The sequence below is a fragment of the Pseudomonas sp. B6001 genome (assembly GCF_013386015.1).
Lineage (GTDB): Bacteria > Pseudomonadota > Gammaproteobacteria > Pseudomonadales > Pseudomonadaceae > Aquipseudomonas.
In genome coordinates, this window is the sequence record NZ_JACAOX010000004.1 from 346802 (window position 1) to 363208 (window position 16407).

The 16407-nt window shown below is 62.2% G+C and carries 13 protein-coding genes; 1 reads left to right on the plus strand and 12 read right to left on the minus strand.

The features are described from left to right. Positions 1-235: 235 nt before the first annotated feature. A complete protein-coding gene (locus HX821_RS07735; protein WP_177035529.1) occupies positions 236-1345 on the minus strand; it encodes an alanine racemase in 1110 nt (369 codons plus the stop codon). Positions 1346-1402: 57 nt separating this feature from the next. On the opposite strand from HX821_RS07735, the gene HX821_RS07740 reads away from it, so the two are divergent. Next, on the plus strand, positions 1403-2029 hold the full coding sequence (locus tag HX821_RS07740; protein WP_003212543.1) for a transcriptional regulator: 627 nt from the start codon (positions 1403-1405) through the stop codon (positions 2027-2029). A 1-nt stretch (position 2030) separates the two neighbouring features. Here HX821_RS07740 and HX821_RS07745 read toward each other — a convergent pair whose 3' ends face one another. The 11 genes from HX821_RS07745 to HX821_RS07795 all read right to left on the minus strand — a co-directional run bounded on the left by HX821_RS07745 (position 2031) and on the right by HX821_RS07795 (position 16108). After that, entirely contained in the window at positions 2031-2408 is a 378-nt protein-coding gene (locus HX821_RS07745; protein ID WP_008430534.1) for a RidA family protein, read from the minus strand. 12 nt (positions 2409-2420) lie between these two features. Next, complete coding sequence (locus tag HX821_RS07750) at positions 2421-3668, minus strand: dicarboxylate/amino acid:cation symporter (protein WP_102604897.1); 1248 nt, start codon at positions 3666-3668, stop codon at positions 2421-2423. A gap of 122 nt (positions 3669-3790) precedes the next feature. After that, on the minus strand, positions 3791-4750 hold the full coding sequence (locus HX821_RS07755; protein ID WP_177035530.1) for a threo-3-hydroxy-L-aspartate ammonia-lyase: 960 nt from the start codon (positions 4748-4750) through the stop codon (positions 3791-3793). 105 nt (positions 4751-4855) lie between these two features. Then, positions 4856-5644, minus strand: coding sequence for an ABC transporter ATP-binding protein (locus HX821_RS07760; RefSeq protein ID WP_023658820.1), 789 nt, complete (start codon positions 5642-5644; stop codon positions 4856-4858). An 11-nt stretch (positions 5645-5655) separates the two neighbouring features. Further along, positions 5656-6414, minus strand: coding sequence for an ABC transporter permease (locus HX821_RS07765; protein WP_177023071.1), 759 nt, complete (start codon positions 6412-6414; stop codon positions 5656-5658). Between the two features lie 9 nt (positions 6415-6423). Beyond that, positions 6424-7185 carry an ABC transporter permease gene (locus HX821_RS07770; protein WP_008430524.1) on the minus strand — a complete coding sequence of 254 codons (762 nt, stop codon included), beginning with the start codon at positions 7183-7185 and terminating at the stop codon, positions 6424-6426. Positions 7186-7444: 259 nt separating this feature from the next. After that, the gene (locus tag HX821_RS07775; protein ID WP_087693872.1) at positions 7445-9907 is read right to left on the minus strand and encodes a TonB-dependent siderophore receptor; all 2463 of its coding nucleotides are present in this window, start codon (positions 9905-9907) and stop codon (positions 7445-7447) included. 199 nt (positions 9908-10106) lie between these two features. After that, positions 10107-12371: a TonB-dependent receptor gene (locus HX821_RS07780; RefSeq protein ID WP_008430519.1), complete on the minus strand. Its 2265-nt coding sequence runs from the start codon at positions 12369-12371 to the stop codon at positions 10107-10109. A gap of 330 nt (positions 12372-12701) precedes the next feature. Beyond that, the gene (locus tag HX821_RS07785) at positions 12702-13760 is read right to left on the minus strand and encodes an ABC transporter substrate-binding protein (RefSeq protein ID WP_003212534.1); all 1059 of its coding nucleotides are present in this window, start codon (positions 13758-13760) and stop codon (positions 12702-12704) included. Between the two features lie 126 nt (positions 13761-13886). Next, on the minus strand, positions 13887-14936 hold the full coding sequence (locus HX821_RS07790) for an ABC transporter substrate-binding protein (RefSeq protein ID WP_177035531.1): 1050 nt from the start codon (positions 14934-14936) through the stop codon (positions 13887-13889). Between the two features lie 20 nt (positions 14937-14956). Continuing rightward, complete coding sequence (locus HX821_RS07795) at positions 14957-16108, minus strand: LLM class flavin-dependent oxidoreductase (protein ID WP_008430513.1); 1152 nt, start codon at positions 16106-16108, stop codon at positions 14957-14959. Positions 16109-16407: the final 299 nt, after the last annotated feature.

Below are 16407 nucleotides of genomic sequence, written 5' to 3' on the forward strand. Positions count from 1 at the left end.
CGACCTGAGTGTTAAAAGCAAAGCGCTTTTCTGTAGGAGCTGGCTTGCCGGCGATGCAGACACCTCGGTGCATCAGGTACACCCAGTTGATGCCATCGCCGGCAAGCCAGCTCCTACAGTGGACCGTGCCCGCTTTAGCTTTTGATTTGGCTTTTAACACTCAAGCCGGCTTTCAGGCCGCTGTAAGAGCGGAACCAATATCGGCCATCACCCAAATAACGGATATGCTCCCGATCTACCACCCCCGCAACCGCTCCCAAACCTGCACCTCACCATTCTCCAGCAGCGCGCCATAGCTGCCGAACTGCGTCCCCGTAGCACACGCATGGTTAGGCAAAACCCTCAGCCGCGTCCCCAGCGGAAACCGCTCAACCACATCCACCGCCACCCCGTCGAACCAAGCCACCCCATGCTCCTGATTCGCGCTGCCCACCAGCAACCCCTCAATCACCTCGCCACCCTCGGTACACACCTGCCCATAACCAAAATCCCGCTTCTGCGACTGCGTCCCACGATCCCGACTCATCGCCATCCACCCCGCGTCGGTAATGATCCAGCCCTTTTCCACCTGATGCCCGATCACCGTAGTCAGCACACTCAACGCCAGCTCATCAATGCGGCACACCCCAACGTTATGCATCACCAAATCAAAAAACGCATAAACCCCAGCCCGCAGCTCAGTCACACCCTCCAGGCTCACCGCCGACAGCGCCGTGGGCGTCGAACCCACACTCACCTGCAAGCAAGGCAACCCCGCCCCCCGAATCACCTCGGCCGCTGCAACACAGCGCGCCCGTTCCTGCTCGGCAATCGCCCGCAACGCCTCAGGCGTATCCAGCCCGTAACTTTCCCCGGCATGAGTCAACACCCCGGCAAGCATCCCGCCGCCATACAGCAGCCTGGCGATCTCCAGCAACAGCGGATCCTGAGGCTTCACCCCGGACCGGTGCCCATCACAGTCAATCTCAATCAGCACCGCAAAAACCTCACCCTGCAGCGCACCAAACTCGACAATCGCCCGGGCCCCGGCAAGGCTGTCGGTGATCAGCGTCAGCGCACACCCCTGACGACGCAACGCCAACGCCTGAGGCAATTTATGCGGCGCCATCGCCACCGCATACAGAACTTCCCGAATGCCGAGGTCGAAAAAATACTCGGCCTCCTTCAACGTCGAAACCGTAATCCCCGTGGCCCCGGCGGCGATTTGCGCCGCCACCACCTCGGCACATTTATGGGTCTTAACATGGGGCCGCAAGCTCACACCCAAGTCATCGGCACGCTGCTGCATACGCAGGATATTGCGCTGCATCCGGCTCACATCCAGCAAAGCTGTCGGGGTTTCCATCGTGCACACTCCAAAAGGTAAATTGACGGTCTATCCAGTACTGGATATGTTGTCTGAATGAAAAAACACACTCCCGAACAAGCGGCCTTGATCAGCCAGCTCGAACAGATTGCCGAAGGCCTGAGCAAGACCTTCAGCCCGTTTTGCGAGGTCGTGCTGCACGACCTGCGCGACCCGCAGCACGCAATCATGGCCATCCACAACAACCTCTCCGGGCGCCAGCCGGGTGACCCGGCCACCGAGCTGGGCCTGGCGCGGATTGCCGATCCCGAGTACCCGCAGGTGATCGCCAACTACCAGAACCAGTTCGCCGATGGGCGTCAGGTCAAGAGCACTTCCATCGGCATCAAGGACTCCACCGGCAAGTACGTGGCGGCCTTGTGCATGAACGTCGACCTCTCGTTGTTCCGTGGCTTGCAGGGCATGCTGGAACAGTTCGGCTCGGTCAGCGGCGACCGGCCCGCCGAGTCTCTCGACCCGTCCGGTGCGGACGCCATTCGTGCGCGCATCGACCAGTTCGCCGCACGCCTGGCGACCACCCCACGAGCCCTCAAGGCCGCCGACCGGCGCCTGCTGATGCAAGAGCTGAAAGAAGCCGGCGTGATGGACATCCGGCGTGCCATGGAAACGGTTGCCTCACACCTTGGGGTCTCGCGGGCGGCGGTCTACACCTACGCCAAATGACCTATGCCGAGCGCGCCACGGCTTCGATTTCAATCAGATAGCCGTGGTGCAGTTCCGGCACCGGCACCACCGCGCGGGCCGGGCGGTGATCTCCCAGCGCAGCGGCGTACAAGCCATCAAATTCAGGCCAGTGTTTTACCCCCACCACGTACACCGTGACTTTCACCAGGTCTGCGGGTGAGCCGCCTGCGGCCTTCAAAATCGCCAACAGATTGTCCAGGGCCACTTGAGCCTGTTCGGCAAACGAAGCCTCGAGGTTATGACGCCCGTCAGGGCTCACCGGCAATTGACCGGAGATGTACAGCGTGCCCTGGTGGCTTACGGCCTGGGAGTAGTGACCGGCAGGCTGGGAGGCAGTGGCTGTGTGGTGAATCTTCATGATCGGCAGTTCTCAAGCAAGGGAGGGAAGGGGAGCAGGTTGTTCATCGGTGGCACCGTGGCCAATCACCGCCGTGGCCACGCCGCAGCCGAACACGTTGGTGGCGGTACGGCCCATGTCGAGGATCGGGTCCACGGCGAGGATCAGCAGCAAACCGGCTTCCGGCAGGCCGACCATCGGCAGGCCCGCCGCGAGCACCACCAGTGAGCCGCGCGCCACGCCGGCGGTGCCTTTGCTGATGACGAGCAAGGTCAGCAGGATCATTACCTGATGGCCGAAGCTCATCTCGATGCCATAGGCCTGGGCGATGAACATCACGATAAACGCCTGGTACATCATCGAACCGTCGAGGTTGAACGAGTAACCCAGGGGCAGCACAAAACTGTTGATGCGCTTGGGCGAGCCGAAGCTGTCTAGGGCTGCGATGGTCTTGGGGTAGGCCGCCTCGCTGCTGGCGGTGGAGAACGCCAGCAAAACCGGGCTGCGCAGCAACTGCAACAGCTGTTTGAAACGGGCGCCCAGCGCCAGGTAACCCACGCCGCTGATCACCAGCCACAGCACCGCCAGGCCCAGGTAGAACTGCGCGATCAACTTACCAAAGCTGACCACCATCCCCAGCCCGTACAGGCTGATGGTGGCGGCAATTGCGGCAAACACCGCCAGCGGCGCGATCACCATCACGTATTCGGTGATGCGGAACATCACCTGGGTCAGTTCTTCCAGCACGTGCAGGATCGGCGACCTGGCGCTGCCCTTGACGAACGCCAGCGCTGCGCCGAAGAACAACGAAAACACCACGATTTGCAGCACCTCATTGTTGCCCATGGCCTCGACGATGCTGCGGGGGAATACATGGGACAAAAAACCCGACAGGTTGAAGCTGGCGGTGTTCAAACCGCTGTTGCCGTTGGCCGCCACACTCAGGTTGAGCCCCGCGCCTGGCTGAAACAGATTGGCCAATGTCAAACCGATCAGCAGCGATACCACGGACGCAATCAAAAACCAGGTCATCGCCTTCAACCCGACACGGCCGATGGAACCGCTGTCGGCCATGCTCGCCACGCCACTGATCAACGTCGCCAGCACCAGCGGCGCGATGACCATCTTGATCAGGCGCAAAAACACGTCGGTGACCATGCTGAAGTAAGCCGCGATGGTCTTGGCGGTGTCGGTGTCCAGTTGGGCATGCAGCACGGCCCCCACCAGCACGCCAAGGATGATCGCAATCACAATGGCCCGGGCCAGGTAACGATTTTTCATAAGCACCTCTTGTTGTTAACGCTCAGGGAACACCCGGGCATTTTTTATAGGCGGCAGAAATTGCAGGCAGCAGGAAGCCATGTGGCAAGCACGCTCGCCACAGTATTTTCTTGTTAGAGGTTTTAGCCCTTTAGCAGGCTCGCGTACTTCTCGATATCGACGTTGCCACCGGTCACGATGATGCCCACGCGCTGGCCCCGGAACTGCTGCTTGAGGTTGCGCAAGGCCGCAAGGCCGAGGCAACCGGTGGGCTCCACGACCATCTTCATGCGTTGCATAAAGAACCTCATCGACTCCACTAACTCGGCGTCCGAGACCGTAAGGATGTCATTCACGTTCTCGCGGATGATCGGGAAGGTGTGATTGCCAAGGTGCTGCGTCTGGGCGCCGTCTGCGATGGTCGCGGGCGTGTCGATGTGCACGATGCTGCCGGTCTGGAAGGAGCGCTGGCCGTCATTCCCGGCTTCGGGCTCGACCCCGTACAGCAGGCAATCAGGCGACAACGCACGGGTGGCCAATGCCGTACCGGAGAGCATGCCGCCACCGCCCAGGCCGACAAACAAGGCATCCAGTGGGCCGGTGAATTCCAGCAGCTCCTTGGCGGCAGTGCCCTGGCCGGCCAGCACGTCCGGGTGGTCGTAGGAGGGGATCAACGTCATGCCGTGCTGCTCGGCCAGGGTGCGGCCGATCTGCTCGCGGTCTTCGGTGATACGGTCGTAGAACACCACGGTCGCGCCGTATTCCCGGGTGGCGGCGACCTTGGCAGCCGGGGCGTCGGTGGGCATTACGATGGTGGCCGGCATCTGCAACAGGCGGGCGGCCAGTGCGATGCCTTGGGCGTGATTGCCCGAGGAAAACGCCACTACACCGGCCTTGCGCTGCGCCTCGTCAAACCGGGAAAGCGCATTGAACGCACCGCGAAACTTGAATGAACCGGTGCGTTGCAGGTTTTCGCATTTGATGAACACCTGGGCCCCGGTCTCGGCGTCGAGGGTGCGCGAGGTGGACACCGGCGTGCGGTTGGCGAAGCCCTCCAGGCGTTCGGCGGCTTTGATCACGTCATGGTACGAAGACAGTTGCATGGAAAGGACCTCTGAAAATGAACCGGGCACGAGCGCATTGCATTTGCTGTCTGGATAAAATATCCATAACTATACAAAATGTAAAGATCGGCATGCCCACTGTCTTCAGTGCCCGACCAGCTCTTCCAGCAACCGGTCCTTGTAGCCCTGCAAGACCGGCGAACTGCGCTCCCTCGGATGTGGCAAGTCCACCCGGATTTCATGCTTGATCCGCCCCGGGTGGGCGTCCATCACGATCACCCGGTCACCCAGGTACAGCGCCTCTTCGATGTCATGGGTGACCATGATCACCGTGCAGCGCTGTTGCACCCAGATCCGTTGCAGCTCCCGCTGCAGGTGCACACGGGTCAGGGCGTCGAGGGCGCCCAGTGGTTCATCGAGCAACAGTACCTTGGGTTTATTGATCAGTGCCCGGGCGATTGCAGCACGTTGCGCCATGCCGCCGGAGAGCTGGTGCGGGTAGGCGTTTTCAAAGCCGGTGAGGTTGACCAGAGCGATATGTTCGGCCACTTGCCGATCCTTTTCGGACTGGGGCAGGTTGTGGTTTTTCAGGGCCAGGGCGATGTTCTGGCTGACGGTCATCCACGGGAACAGGCGGTGATCCTGGAACACAATGCCGCGCTCCAGGCTGGTGGCGGCGATGCGCTGGCCGTCCAGCAGGATATCGCCTTCGTACTCGGCCTCCAGCCCGACAATCAGGCGCAGCAAGGTGGATTTGCCGCAGCCGCTGGCGCCGACGATGCTGACAAACTCCCCTGGCCGCACGTCGAGGTTGATGTTGTGCAACACCGGCAGCGGCTTGCCTTCGATCCGATAGGCCTTGTTCAGGCCGCGAATCTGCAGGGCGCCGGTCTGCACGGCGGTGTGGAGGGCGTGGTGGGCGATTGCGTTCATGTTCATGGCCTTCAACGAATATTGCGCCAGCGCAGCACGTGGCGGCTGAGGCGGGTAAACAGCAGGTTCATCAGGTAGCCCAGCAGGCCGATGCACAGCACGCTGAGCACGATCACTTCCATGCGCGAGCCAGCCTCGGCATTCATCATCAGGTTGCCCAGGCCGGCGCCGGAGGACAGGAACAGCTCACTGCCGATCGCCGTTACCCAGGCGAAGGCGAGGGCATGCAACACGCCGGTGGCGATGCTCGGCAACGCCGCCGGCAACAGCACGTGCACGAACTGCTGCACCGGGCTGAGCACCAGCACCTGGCCGACTTCACGATAACGCTGCTCCACATGGCTGAAGCCCTGGTAGGTGTTGAGCACCATCGGGTAGAACGCCGCGAGGCTGACGATCAGCACCTTGGAGAACTCGCCGTTGCCGAACCACATGGCAATCAACGGGATCCAGCCCAGCATCGGCACCTGGCGAATCGAATGGAACAGCGGGCCGATCAAACGGTTGGCCACACTCGACAGCGCCATCAGCACCCCCAGCACCACTCCGAACAGGATGCCCAGGGCCAGGCCGCCACTGGTGCGGGCCAGGCTGGCCAGCAGGTTGACCAGCAACTCGCCGTTACCGAGCATTTCCAGCAACGCCGAGCCGATCGCCGACAGCGGCACAAAGGCGTAGGCGCCGGCCGCGTCCTGGCGCGAGGCGTATTCCCAGGCGAGGATCAACAGCAGCGGCAGCAACAGGCCGCGGGATTTTTTCAAGAGGGTCATGCCGGGCTCCTAGCGGGTCTGCCAGCGAAACAGCCGCTGTTCCAGTGAACGAAAGCCAAAGTCGAGGGCAAAACCAATCAGCCCGGTGACCACCACACCCACCATCACCACGTCGATGCGCAGCATCTGCCGGGCCATCTCGATCATCTGCCCCAGGCCGCTGTCGGCCGCCAGCAGTTCGGTGGCCACCAGCACCACCCAGGCGCGGGTCAGGCTGATACGAAAACCGGTGATGATCGGCGGCGCGGCAGCGGGCAGGGCGATGCGCCAGACGAAGGTCGGCCAGCGCAGGCGGTACACGTCGGCCACTTCGAAGTAGCTGCGGGGAATGCCCTTGACGCCTTCGCTGGCGGCCAGGGCCACCGGGAAAAATGCGGTCTTGGCGACGATGATGATCTTGAAGGTTTCATCAATGCCGAACAGCAGCACGAACATCGGGATCAGCGCGATGCTGGGGATCTGGCGCAAGGTGTGGAACAGCGGGGCGCAATACACCTCGACGTTCTTTGACAGGGCCATCAGCACGCCGAAGGCCAGGCCGCACAGCGAGCCGATGCCAAAGCCCAGACCGAGCCGGGACAGGCTGTTGCCCAGGTGTTCAGCGAGTTCGCCGCTGGCGAGCAGTTCTTCAAAGGTTTGCAGGACCTGGGCCGGCGGTACCAGCAGGTTGCGCGGGAAGATCCCGAGGTGCGCCACCAGCGTCCAGGTGGCGAGCAGGGCCAGCGGCGAGATGAGCCAGGTCAGGGCAGTGAGCAATCGGTAAGGGCGCATGGCGGGTCTTATTTCAGCGAAGTACCCGGGGGCTATCGCAAGACATGTGCCAGTGAACACAACAGGGGAAAACAATGAAGGCCAAATGTGGGAGCTGGCGTGCCTGCGATGACGGTGGCCAGTAAACATTGAGGCTGGCTGATCCACCGTCATCGCAGGCAAGCCAGCTCCCACAATGGATGGGTGTACATCCGAATGCCCGAATGATGCCTGGCCAACAATGGGGTGCTGCTGCAGCAACACCTCATCAGCAATTACCTCAGAAGTCGTAGCTCACACTGGTGTAGTAGAACGCACCCTGGGCGCCTTCAGGACTGGTGATCGAGTAGATCGGCACACCGTACAACTGCGCGCCGGAAGCCTTGTCCGGGTGAGTGTTGAACAGGTTCGTCGCACCGGCTGAAAGCTTGATCCCCTTGCCAAGGTTGTAGGATACGTCCAGGTCGGTGACCCATTGCGGGCTGAAGGTCTGGTCGAGGTTCGGGTTGGCGGCATTGAGGCTTTTCCATTCGCCATAACGGCGCTGGGCCACGGTGACTCCCCACTTTTCATAGGCCCAGTTGGCGCTGAGGGTCAGCTTGTAGTCCGGGGTGCCGTGCTCGATCAGGCCTTGGGTGGTGCGGCCGATGATCTGGTTGCCCGCGATGTTGCCGACGTTGCGCAGGTCGATGATTTGCGTGCGATTACGCGCATAGCCGGCGTTGAAGTTCACCCGGCCCCATTGCTGCAGGTCGAGTTTGTAGTTGCCGGTCAGTTCGATACCGTCGGTGCGGGTGTCGGCGATGTTGGTGTAGAACGCCGCGCTCTGGATATTGGCGTAAGGCGTCCCGGCGAAGATCGGCGAGACCACCGAGGCCGGCAATTGGTCGGAAAGGGTAATGCGGTTGTTGATGTTGATGCGGTAGGCATCCACCGTCACCGATGCGTTGTCCAGCGGTTGCCAGACCAGGCCCAGCGAGTAGTTGGTCGACTCCTCGGGCTTGAGCTGTGTGCCGCCCAGGGCCTGGGCTTCCGGGCTGTTGGCGCGCAAGGTGCGCTGCTGCACCTCGACGTAGTTGCCGCTGCCCGGCGGCTGTTCCACCACCTGCACACTGAACGACGACATGCCGCTCTGCGCCAGGGACGGTGCGCGATAGCCGGTGCTGGCGCTGGCCCGTGCGGCGATCTGCGGGGTGAAGTCGTAGCGCAGCGACAGCTTGCCGTTGGTGGTGTCGCCAAAGTCCGAATAGTGCTCGGTACGCACTGCGACACCGGCCTGGAACTTCTCGGTGACCTGGCCTTCGACATCCAGATACGCGCCCAGCACCTTGCGTTGCAGCGAGTCGGCATCCACCGGGGTGATACCCGAGTAATACCCGGTGAGCCGGCGTCCGGTCACCGGGTCAACGGTGTTGAACAGCGGGCCGTTCTGCGAGGCGGCCGGCGCGCCTGCGCTCAACTGGTAATTTTCCTGGCGCCAGGCCAGGCCTGCGGAGACGGTCAGCGGCTTGAACAGCAAGTCGGTGGGGAAGTCCCGCACCCAATCCAGGGTCACGTTGGTCTGGTCGTTCTTGCGCTCGCCGGTGTAGATCGTCGCCGGGCTGTTGGTGCCCCAACTGGGGTTGATCGCGTTGTAGTCGGTGGACTTGACGATGTTGGTGCCGTGGTTCAGCGCCAGGTCGAACTTGCCCAGTTGCTCGTTTTCGTACCGCAGGCCACCGGTGGCGGCATAGTCCTCCAGGGTGTAGCGCGTGATCGGCAAACGGCCGTCCGGATAACGCTGCAAGGAAACGCTGCCGTAGTTGTTGTACAGCGCGGTGGGCGGGTCAAAAAAACCGGTGGAGTCGGTGTTCTTGTGGGAATAGGTGGCGAACCCGTAGGCGGTCAATCCTTCGCCCACACCCATCTCGCCGTTGGCCAGGAAGTTGTACTGGTCGGAGACACTGTTGGAGCCCCAGTTCCAGGTGCGATAGCGGTTGTTCTGCTCGCGCGGCGTGTTCACGCTGGTGTCGCCGCGATAAAAGATTCGGTTGTCCGGGTTGGTGTCGCTGGCCGGGTCCTGGCTGCCGGCATCGAAACTCAAAGTCAGGAAACCGTCATTCGGCAGTTCGAAGCCTTTCCAGCCGCTGTACTTGCGCTGCATGCCATCGCCCTTGTTGTAGCCACCGAAACGGTAGCCGACGTTGCCGCCGTCGTCCTTTTGCTTGAGCACGATGTTGATCACCCCGGCAATCGCATCGGAGCCGTATTGAGCGGCGGCGCCGTCACGCAGGATCTCCACGTGGTCGATCGCGCTCAACGGGATCAGGCTCAAGTCCACCGCTGCCGCGCCACGACCGTTGGCCAGGCTCTGGCGGGTGATGTTGGCGCTGGTGTGGCGGCGCTTGCCATCCACCAATACCAGCACCTGGTCGGAAGCCAGGCCGCGCAGCGAGGCACCCTGGGCGATGGAACCGGCAAATGCACCCTGGGGCGACTGCGGGAAGCTGAAGGACGGCGACAGTGCGGTCAGTGCGCCGGACAGGTCGGCAGCGCCGGTTTGCTGCAATTGCTCGCCGCTCAGCACATCTACCGGTGCGGCGCTTTGCAGGGCGGTGACGTCGCTGCGGCGGGTGCCGAGTACCACCACGGTGTCGAGCTTGTCGGTCTTGGCAGTGGGCTGCGCATCGGCGGCTACAGCAGGCACGGCAAGGCTGCCCATGACCAGCGCGATGGCGCCGGCCAACGGAGTACGTTGGAACATAGAAAGGTCCTTTCGAAGCGTGTTGACGATGGCGGCCGGGCGCTATGGCTCAAACAAAGAAGGTCAACTGTGGGAGCGGGCTTGCCTGCGATGATGGCGGCACAGCCACATAATGGTTGGCTGACCCACCGCTATCGCAGGCAAGCCAGCTCCCACAGTTGATCTCCGGCGTTTGGTGAATAGTGTCCGGCGGCTGAAGTTAGAAGCGGCTGGTCACGCTCAGCCCCACGGTGCGTGGGTCGCCGTAAGTGATCACGTACTGCCCCAGCCCGCCGTTCGGCCGGCCATGCACCTGATAGCGGCGGTCGGTGAGGTTGTTCACAAACCCGGTGACGCTGAGTTTTTCGTCGGCGCTGTACCAGGTCAGGCGGCTGTTGGCCAAGGTGTAGTGCGGCTGGCTCAAGTCCTTGTCGGCGCTGCTCTGGCGGTCGGCGAGGAAGTATTCCTTGTCGCGAAAACTCACGTCGGCACCGGCCACCAGCTTGCCGCCGATTTCCAGCGGGATGGTGTAGTCGCCACCCAGCGACACCACGTTGCGCGGCGAGCGCACGAAGCTGTTGCCGCTGTAGTCACCCGTGACCGCACCGGTGTTGGGGTTGGTGTTTTTGAAGTCGGTGTATTCGGTATCCAGGAACGAAATCGCCGCCCGCAGGTGCAGGTAGTCGGTGGGTTGGCCTTCCAGTTCCAGCTCGGCGCCCTTGACCTTGCCCTTGGCGCCGTTGGTCAGCGCGGTGGTCAGTACGCCGTTGTTGACGGTCAGCAGGTTGACCTGAATGTCCGAGTAGTCGTAGTAGAAGATGTTCGCGTTGGCCGTCAGGCGATGGTTGAACCACTCGGACTTCACGCCGAATTCGTAGGCATCGAGTTGTTCCGGGTCCACCGTGGTCAGCTGCGACAGGCTGGTGGACAGCCCGGTGTTGAAGCCGCCCGAGCGGAAGCCGTGGGCATAGCGGAAGAACACCCGCACGTTGTCGTTGATCCGGTATTCCGGGGTCAGGTCATAGGTCCAGGCTTCCCAGGTCTTGTCTTCCTGGCGGTTGCCGTTGGTACCGACGCCGCCCAGGGGAATCAGCGGGCCATTGGCGGTGGCGCGCGTCAACTGAGTGAGGTTGAGGTCGATGTCTTTCTTTTCCTGGGTCCAGCGCAGGCCACCGGTCACGCTGAAGTTGTCGGTGAGGTCGTAGGTCAGGTTGCCAAACAGCGCGTAGCTGTCGGTGGTGTGGTTGTAATTGAGGTCGCGAAAGTCCGTCGCGCCGTTGACCTGGTTCGAGCCGGTGCCATTGGGTGTCGGGCCCGGGGCGATGAAGCGTCCGGCGCTGCTGTCCAGGTCTTCATGGAAATAGTGCGCGCCGGCCAACCAGCGCAGGGTTTCCTGCTGGGGCGAGGCCAGGCGGATTTCCTGGGAGTACTGGGTGTATTTGTTGTCGGCGGTAGAGGTGCCGTTGACCTCGTAGGGCGTGTAGTCGGCATCGCCACTGGACTGGCCGCGGATGTAGTCGTAGGCGCTGATGGACGTGAGGGTGTAATCGCCCAGGTGCCAGTTGAGGGTCAGCGAAGTACCGTCATGGTTGAGCTTGGAGTCGTCGTCCACGTTCAGCGCAATATTGCGCCCGGCGGGGCGGGTGTAGCCCACGTTGTAGTAGCGGCCGAGGGTCAGCGCACCGTTGGCGCCGTCGCCCTTGAACTCGCGGCTGTGGATCTTCCACAGCGCGTCCAGGTCCGGGTTGAGCTGGGCGAAAAATTGCAGGCGCACGGCCTTTTTGTTGACGTCGCCGTAGGTGTGATCGTCGATCAGGTTTTTCTGGAAACCGTCGCGTTCCTCGGAGTACAGCGAGATCCGCGCCGCGAGTTTTTCCGGAACCAGGGTGCCGCCGATGGCGCCGTTGACGATGCGTTCGTTCTTGCTGCCAAAACCGATCGTGCCATAGCCGTCGGTGTCGAAGGTCGGTTTCTTCGAGATGATATTCACCGCGCCGGCCGTGGTGTTCTTGCCATACAGCGTGCCTTGGGGGCCGCGCAGGATCTCGATGCGTTCGAGGTCAAACAGCGGACCGCCACCGGCAATCGGTGCGTTCAGGTACACGTCATCGGCGTAGATGCCCACCGGGTACACAGTGGCCGCGCCGGTGTCGCCGGTGCCCAGGCCACGGATGTACCAGCGCGGGCGCCCGTCGCCGTCGGGGTTTTTCGCCGAGGCGTTGGGAATGAAGGTGGTGATATCGCCCATCGACCGCACGCCGTCGGCAATGATGCTGGTGCCTTGTACCGCCGACACCGCGACCGGAACCTCTTGCAGGGTTTCTTCCCGGTGTTGTGCGGTCACGGTCACGGTCTTCAGCGACGGTTCGGTTTTGCCGGCGTCGTTTTCGGCAGCGTCGGCGGCCAATAGAGGTTCGCTGGCGGTGCCGCCTGCCAGCAGTAAAGCGAGCCACAGGCCCTTGGTGATTGGATTAAGTGTGTGCATGAAATCTCCCCCGGAAAAGTTTCCTTGAAGGGGCTAGAGCAGAGATCGTGCCAAGCAGATTTCAGGGTCGATACATGTTTGTAAGTTATTGATATATAACGATTAAAAAATTAAGGAAAAGGGCGTTTTCGAACCATTGGAAGCGCAGCCGAAGACCGCTTGAAAAGCCTGTCGAAGATTCAGCAGAAGTTGCTTGGAGGGTGCTGCTGGAGCAGCAGGGGAGGTGTTGCCGTAGCAGCTGTCGAGCCCCGGCGAGGCTGCGTAAACGGTGTATCTGACACACCGCAAACGCAGCCTCGCCTGGGCTCGACAGCTGCTACGTGGGGGAGGTCAAACAGCCACGCGGGAGGTGGAGCCGATGACCTTTTCCAGCACGCTGAAATCAATCCAGTCGCGCACATCGAAGCGCCGTGGAATGAAGTTCCAGCGATGCAGGAAATCGGTGAAATCCTGCAAGGCTTCGATGGAGCGCGAATCGAGCGTGGTACGCAGCCGACGATGGGCATCTTCGCCGTAGGCCGCGGTTACCCAGTACTCGCTGGTGTTGAGTTCCTGTGCCAGGAAGCGCCGGGTCTCGTCCGGATTGGCCCAGGCCCATTGCTCGGTGCGCAGCACGGTGTCGACGATTTTCACGCTGGCGTCGAAGTGCTCCTGCAGCAGGTTGATGTCCACCGTGAGGGTGCGTGGCGTGCCGTTGTTGGAGCGGATCAGCGGGTCCGGGTGCGAACCGGTGTCCACCACCACATGCAGGCCGAACTCGTTGGCCAGGTGCACGGCGTGGGCACCTTTGAGGAAGATCGCGTCGATATCACCGCGCAGCAGGCCGATCAGTTCGTTGTTGCGGCGGCTGAAGCGGCTCACCCCAAGGCTCGCCGGGGAGCCGTAGACGTATTGCACCTGGTTGTCGCTGTAGGTGCCGCCGTAGGGGTAGTCCACCAGCTCTACGTCCGAGACTTCCAGGCCTTCGAGCTTGAGGGCGTTTTCCAGGCCGCGCAGGGCCTGGGCACGGGTGAAGTCGATCTGCACGTTGGCCCATTTCGGCAGGCCGAAGCGCCGGTTTTTCAAGTCGCGCACGCTGCGCACACCGCTCTCGGCGGTGGTCAGGATCAACTGCACCTCGTCGCTCCACGACAAACCCAACACCCGGGTTTCCACGCCACTGGCGTAGGCCCAGATCGCCGGGATATTACCGCCGTGGCGCACCGAGTTTTTCAGGTGATGGTCGTAATGCGCCTCGCGAACTTCCCGTTCCGTGGACTCGCGCAACGACTGGATATTGGTGCCAAAAGGCAGGAACGCCTCGGCCAGGCGACCGGACTGCACAGCAATGCCAAGGCCGGTGGGAACCGGGCTGTGGGTGTACCAGAGAGTATCGAGTGGTTTGCTCATAAGGGTCTTCGTTCAAATCCATGAAATAGGAAACCTTTGCAGGAGCCCGGCTTGCCGGCGATGAGACCCGAAAGGTCAATACCCCATTCAAGGCCGTCATCGCCGGCAAGCCGGCTCCTACAGGGGTTAGCCTGCCAGCGCGGTTTTGCCGTTCAAGAGTGCTTCCAGCGGCCGTGCATCAATCCATTCACGCACGTCGAAGCTTTTCGGGATAAAGCGCCAGCGGCGCAGGAAATGCGTGAAGTCCTGCAGCGCGGCAATTGCCTGTTCATCCAGTTCGGTGCGCAGGCGCAAGTGGGCGTCGTTGCCGTAGGCGGCGGTGACCCAATACTCACTGCTGTTGGTTTCCTGGGCCAGGTAGCGGCGGGTTTCCTCCGAGTGGGTGTGGGCCCATTGCTCGGCGCGCAGGACCGAGTCAAGAATGCCGGTGGCTACGTCGAAGTGGTTTTCCAGCAGGTTCAGGTCCACCGCCAGGGTGCGCGGCGTGCCGTTGTTGCTGCGGATCAGCGGGTCCGGGTGCGAGCCGGTGTCGATCACCGTGTGCAGGCCGAAATCATGAGCCTGTTGGGCGGCGTGGGCGCCCTTGAGGAAGATCGCATCGACTTCACCGCGCAGCAGGCCTATCAGCTCCAGGTTGCGTTCGCTGACTTTTTGCGTGACTGGCGTACCGGCGATATTGCGCACCGGGGTATCGCTGAAGGTGCCGCCGTAGCGGAAGTTCTTCAGCTTCACGTCGCCGACTTTCAGGCCTTCCAGTGACAACGCGTTTTCCAGCCCGCGCAGGGCCTGGGCGCGGGTGAAGTCGATCTGTGCGCCGGCCCAGTCCGGCAAGCCGAAAGTACGGCCCTTGAGGTCCTTGACGGTTTTGATGCCGCTGTCCTGGCGGGTCAGGATCAGTTGCACTTCATCTGCCCACGACAGGCCGATCACTCGGGTTTCCCGGCCCTGGGCGCGGGCCCAGATCGCCGGGATATTGCCGCCATGGCGTACCGAATTGCGCAGGGTGTGATCGAAGTGCGATTCGCGCACCGCCTTGTCATCGGACTCGCGCAGCGACTGCACCTCGGTGCCCAGGGCACCGACGGTGTCTTGCAGCCAGCCTTTTTGCACTGCAATGCCCAGGCCGGTGGGCACGGGGCAGCGGGTGTACCAGAGCGTATCGAGAGGTTGGGTCATCAGGAGTTCTCCCACAGCGTTCAGGCGCTGGCTTTCAAAGGTTGGATCGCCGGGCGTTGGTGCACAAGCGGCAGGACTTCCTGGCCAATGCGCAACGCTTCTTCCAGGTGTGGATTGCCGGCGAGGATGAAGGTCGAGAAGCCGGCGTCGCGGTATTCCACCAGGCGCTCGGCGATGTTCTGGTGGCTGCCGACCAGGCCCACGGTCGGACCCGGTTTGGCTTTGGCGAAACCGGCCCACAGGTTGGGACCGATGATCAGGTCATCGAAGCGGTCGACGTTCTGGTGGTACGCGGTCTGGCGTGCGCCGCCGACCGAATCCGAGCCGCTGGTAAAGCCCTTGGCGACCTGGCTGCTCTTGCCTTCGAGCTTGTCGAACTGGCGACGCAGGTCTTTCCAGGCTTGCTCCTCGGTCTCCCGGGCGAACAGGTCTACCCGCAGGCCGAAGCGCACGGTGCGGCCTTGTTTGTCGGCCAATTCGCGCACGCGCTCGATGTGTGGCTTGAGCTTGTCGATGGGTTCGGCCCAGTTCAGGTACACGTCGGCGTGTTTGGCGGCGACGTCGAGGGCGGCGTCGGAGAAACCGGAGAAGTACACGCCGGGCTTGCGTTCGTGGTGCAGGCCGTGGGGCAGGGCGCCGTTTTCCAGTTGGTAGATATCACCGTTGTAGGAGAATTTTTCGTGCTCCCAGAGGCCCTGGATGATGTCGAGGAATTCGCCGGTGCGCTTGTAGCGCAGGTCGTGTTCGAGGAAGTCACCGTTGGCGCGCTGGCTGGCGGGGTTGCCGCCGGTGATGATGTTCCACTCTACGCGGCCACGGCTGAGGTTTTGCAGGATCGCGGCTTGTTGGGCGGCGTAGGCGGGCAGGGTCCAGGTGGCCTGGAAGGCGATCAGGAATTTGATGCGCCGGGTTTCTCGGGCCAGGGCGGCGGCGACGATCCATGGTTCGGGGCCGGTGGGCAGCAGGGCGCCTTCGAAGCCGGCGAGTTCGGCGGCTTTGGCGACCTGAGCGATGTAGTCGATGTAGGTGAAGTCGTCGGGTTGGCCGTTGGGCAGGCGGCCTGGTGCGATGTTGCCGGGGCGGTAGGTGGGGTTGCCGCGGTTGTGTTTGTCGGTGGTGAGTTGGGGGCCGTCGGTGCCCAGCGGCAGGCGCCAGAAGAATTCAGTGGTCATGGGTGCTCCGGTTCAGTCGTGTTGGGTGCGGGGACCTTTGGGGATTGGGACTGCAACGGGCATGCCATGGGGGCTTGGGCCAACGGGGGCAGGGGGTTGTGGGTTTTTTGGGGGTGGGGGTGCGTCTGTAGCAACACTGGGTCAGCAGTGGGTGCTGTAGGTGAAGCACTTTGTGTACATATCCGTTGTTGCGGTCCGTATAAAAAGCGGCAAAGTAACCAAAGCGCTCTGCCCCGCCTGTCGGCGCCTCGCTGTGGCTCGGCGTTCCCTCACTCCTACATTTGGACCGTGCCTGCTTT

What these genes read in the sequence shown, in the direction of transcription:
- HX821_RS07755 (WP_177035530.1), bottom strand. Translation starts at nt 4,750, where the DNA reads ATGCAACTGTCTTCGTACCATGACGTGATCAAAGCCGCCGAACGCCTG.
- HX821_RS07790 (WP_177035531.1), bottom strand. Translation starts at nt 14,936, where the DNA reads ATGACCCAACCTCTCGATACGCTCTGGTACACCCGCTGCCCCGTGCCC.
- HX821_RS07765 (WP_177023071.1), bottom strand. Translation starts at nt 6,414, where the DNA reads ATGACCCTCTTGAAAAAATCCCGCGGCCTGTTGCTGCCGCTGCTGTTG.
- HX821_RS07770 (WP_008430524.1), bottom strand. Translation starts at nt 7,185, where the DNA reads ATGCGCCCTTACCGATTGCTCACTGCCCTGACCTGGCTCATCTCGCCG.
- HX821_RS07795 (WP_008430513.1), bottom strand. Translation starts at nt 16,108, where the DNA reads ATGACCACTGAATTCTTCTGGCGCCTGCCGCTGGGCACCGACGGCCCC.
- HX821_RS07775 (WP_087693872.1), bottom strand. Translation starts at nt 9,907, where the DNA reads ATGTTCCAACGTACTCCGTTGGCCGGCGCCATCGCGCTGGTCATGGGC.
- HX821_RS07760 (WP_023658820.1), bottom strand. Translation starts at nt 5,644, where the DNA reads ATGAACGCAATCGCCCACCACGCCCTCCACACCGCCGTGCAGACCGGC.
- HX821_RS07740 (WP_003212543.1), top strand. Translation starts at nt 1,403, where the DNA reads ATGAAAAAACACACTCCCGAACAAGCGGCCTTGATCAGCCAGCTCGAA.
- HX821_RS07780 (WP_008430519.1), bottom strand. Translation starts at nt 12,371, where the DNA reads ATGCACACACTTAATCCAATCACCAAGGGCCTGTGGCTCGCTTTACTG.
- HX821_RS07745 (WP_008430534.1), bottom strand. Translation starts at nt 2,408, where the DNA reads ATGAAGATTCACCACACAGCCACTGCCTCCCAGCCTGCCGGTCACTAC.
- HX821_RS07735 (WP_177035529.1), bottom strand. Translation starts at nt 1,345, where the DNA reads ATGGAAACCCCGACAGCTTTGCTGGATGTGAGCCGGATGCAGCGCAAT.
- HX821_RS07785 (WP_003212534.1), bottom strand. Translation starts at nt 13,760, where the DNA reads ATGAGCAAACCACTCGATACTCTCTGGTACACCCACAGCCCGGTTCCC.
- HX821_RS07750 (WP_102604897.1), bottom strand. Translation starts at nt 3,668, where the DNA reads ATGAAAAATCGTTACCTGGCCCGGGCCATTGTGATTGCGATCATCCTT.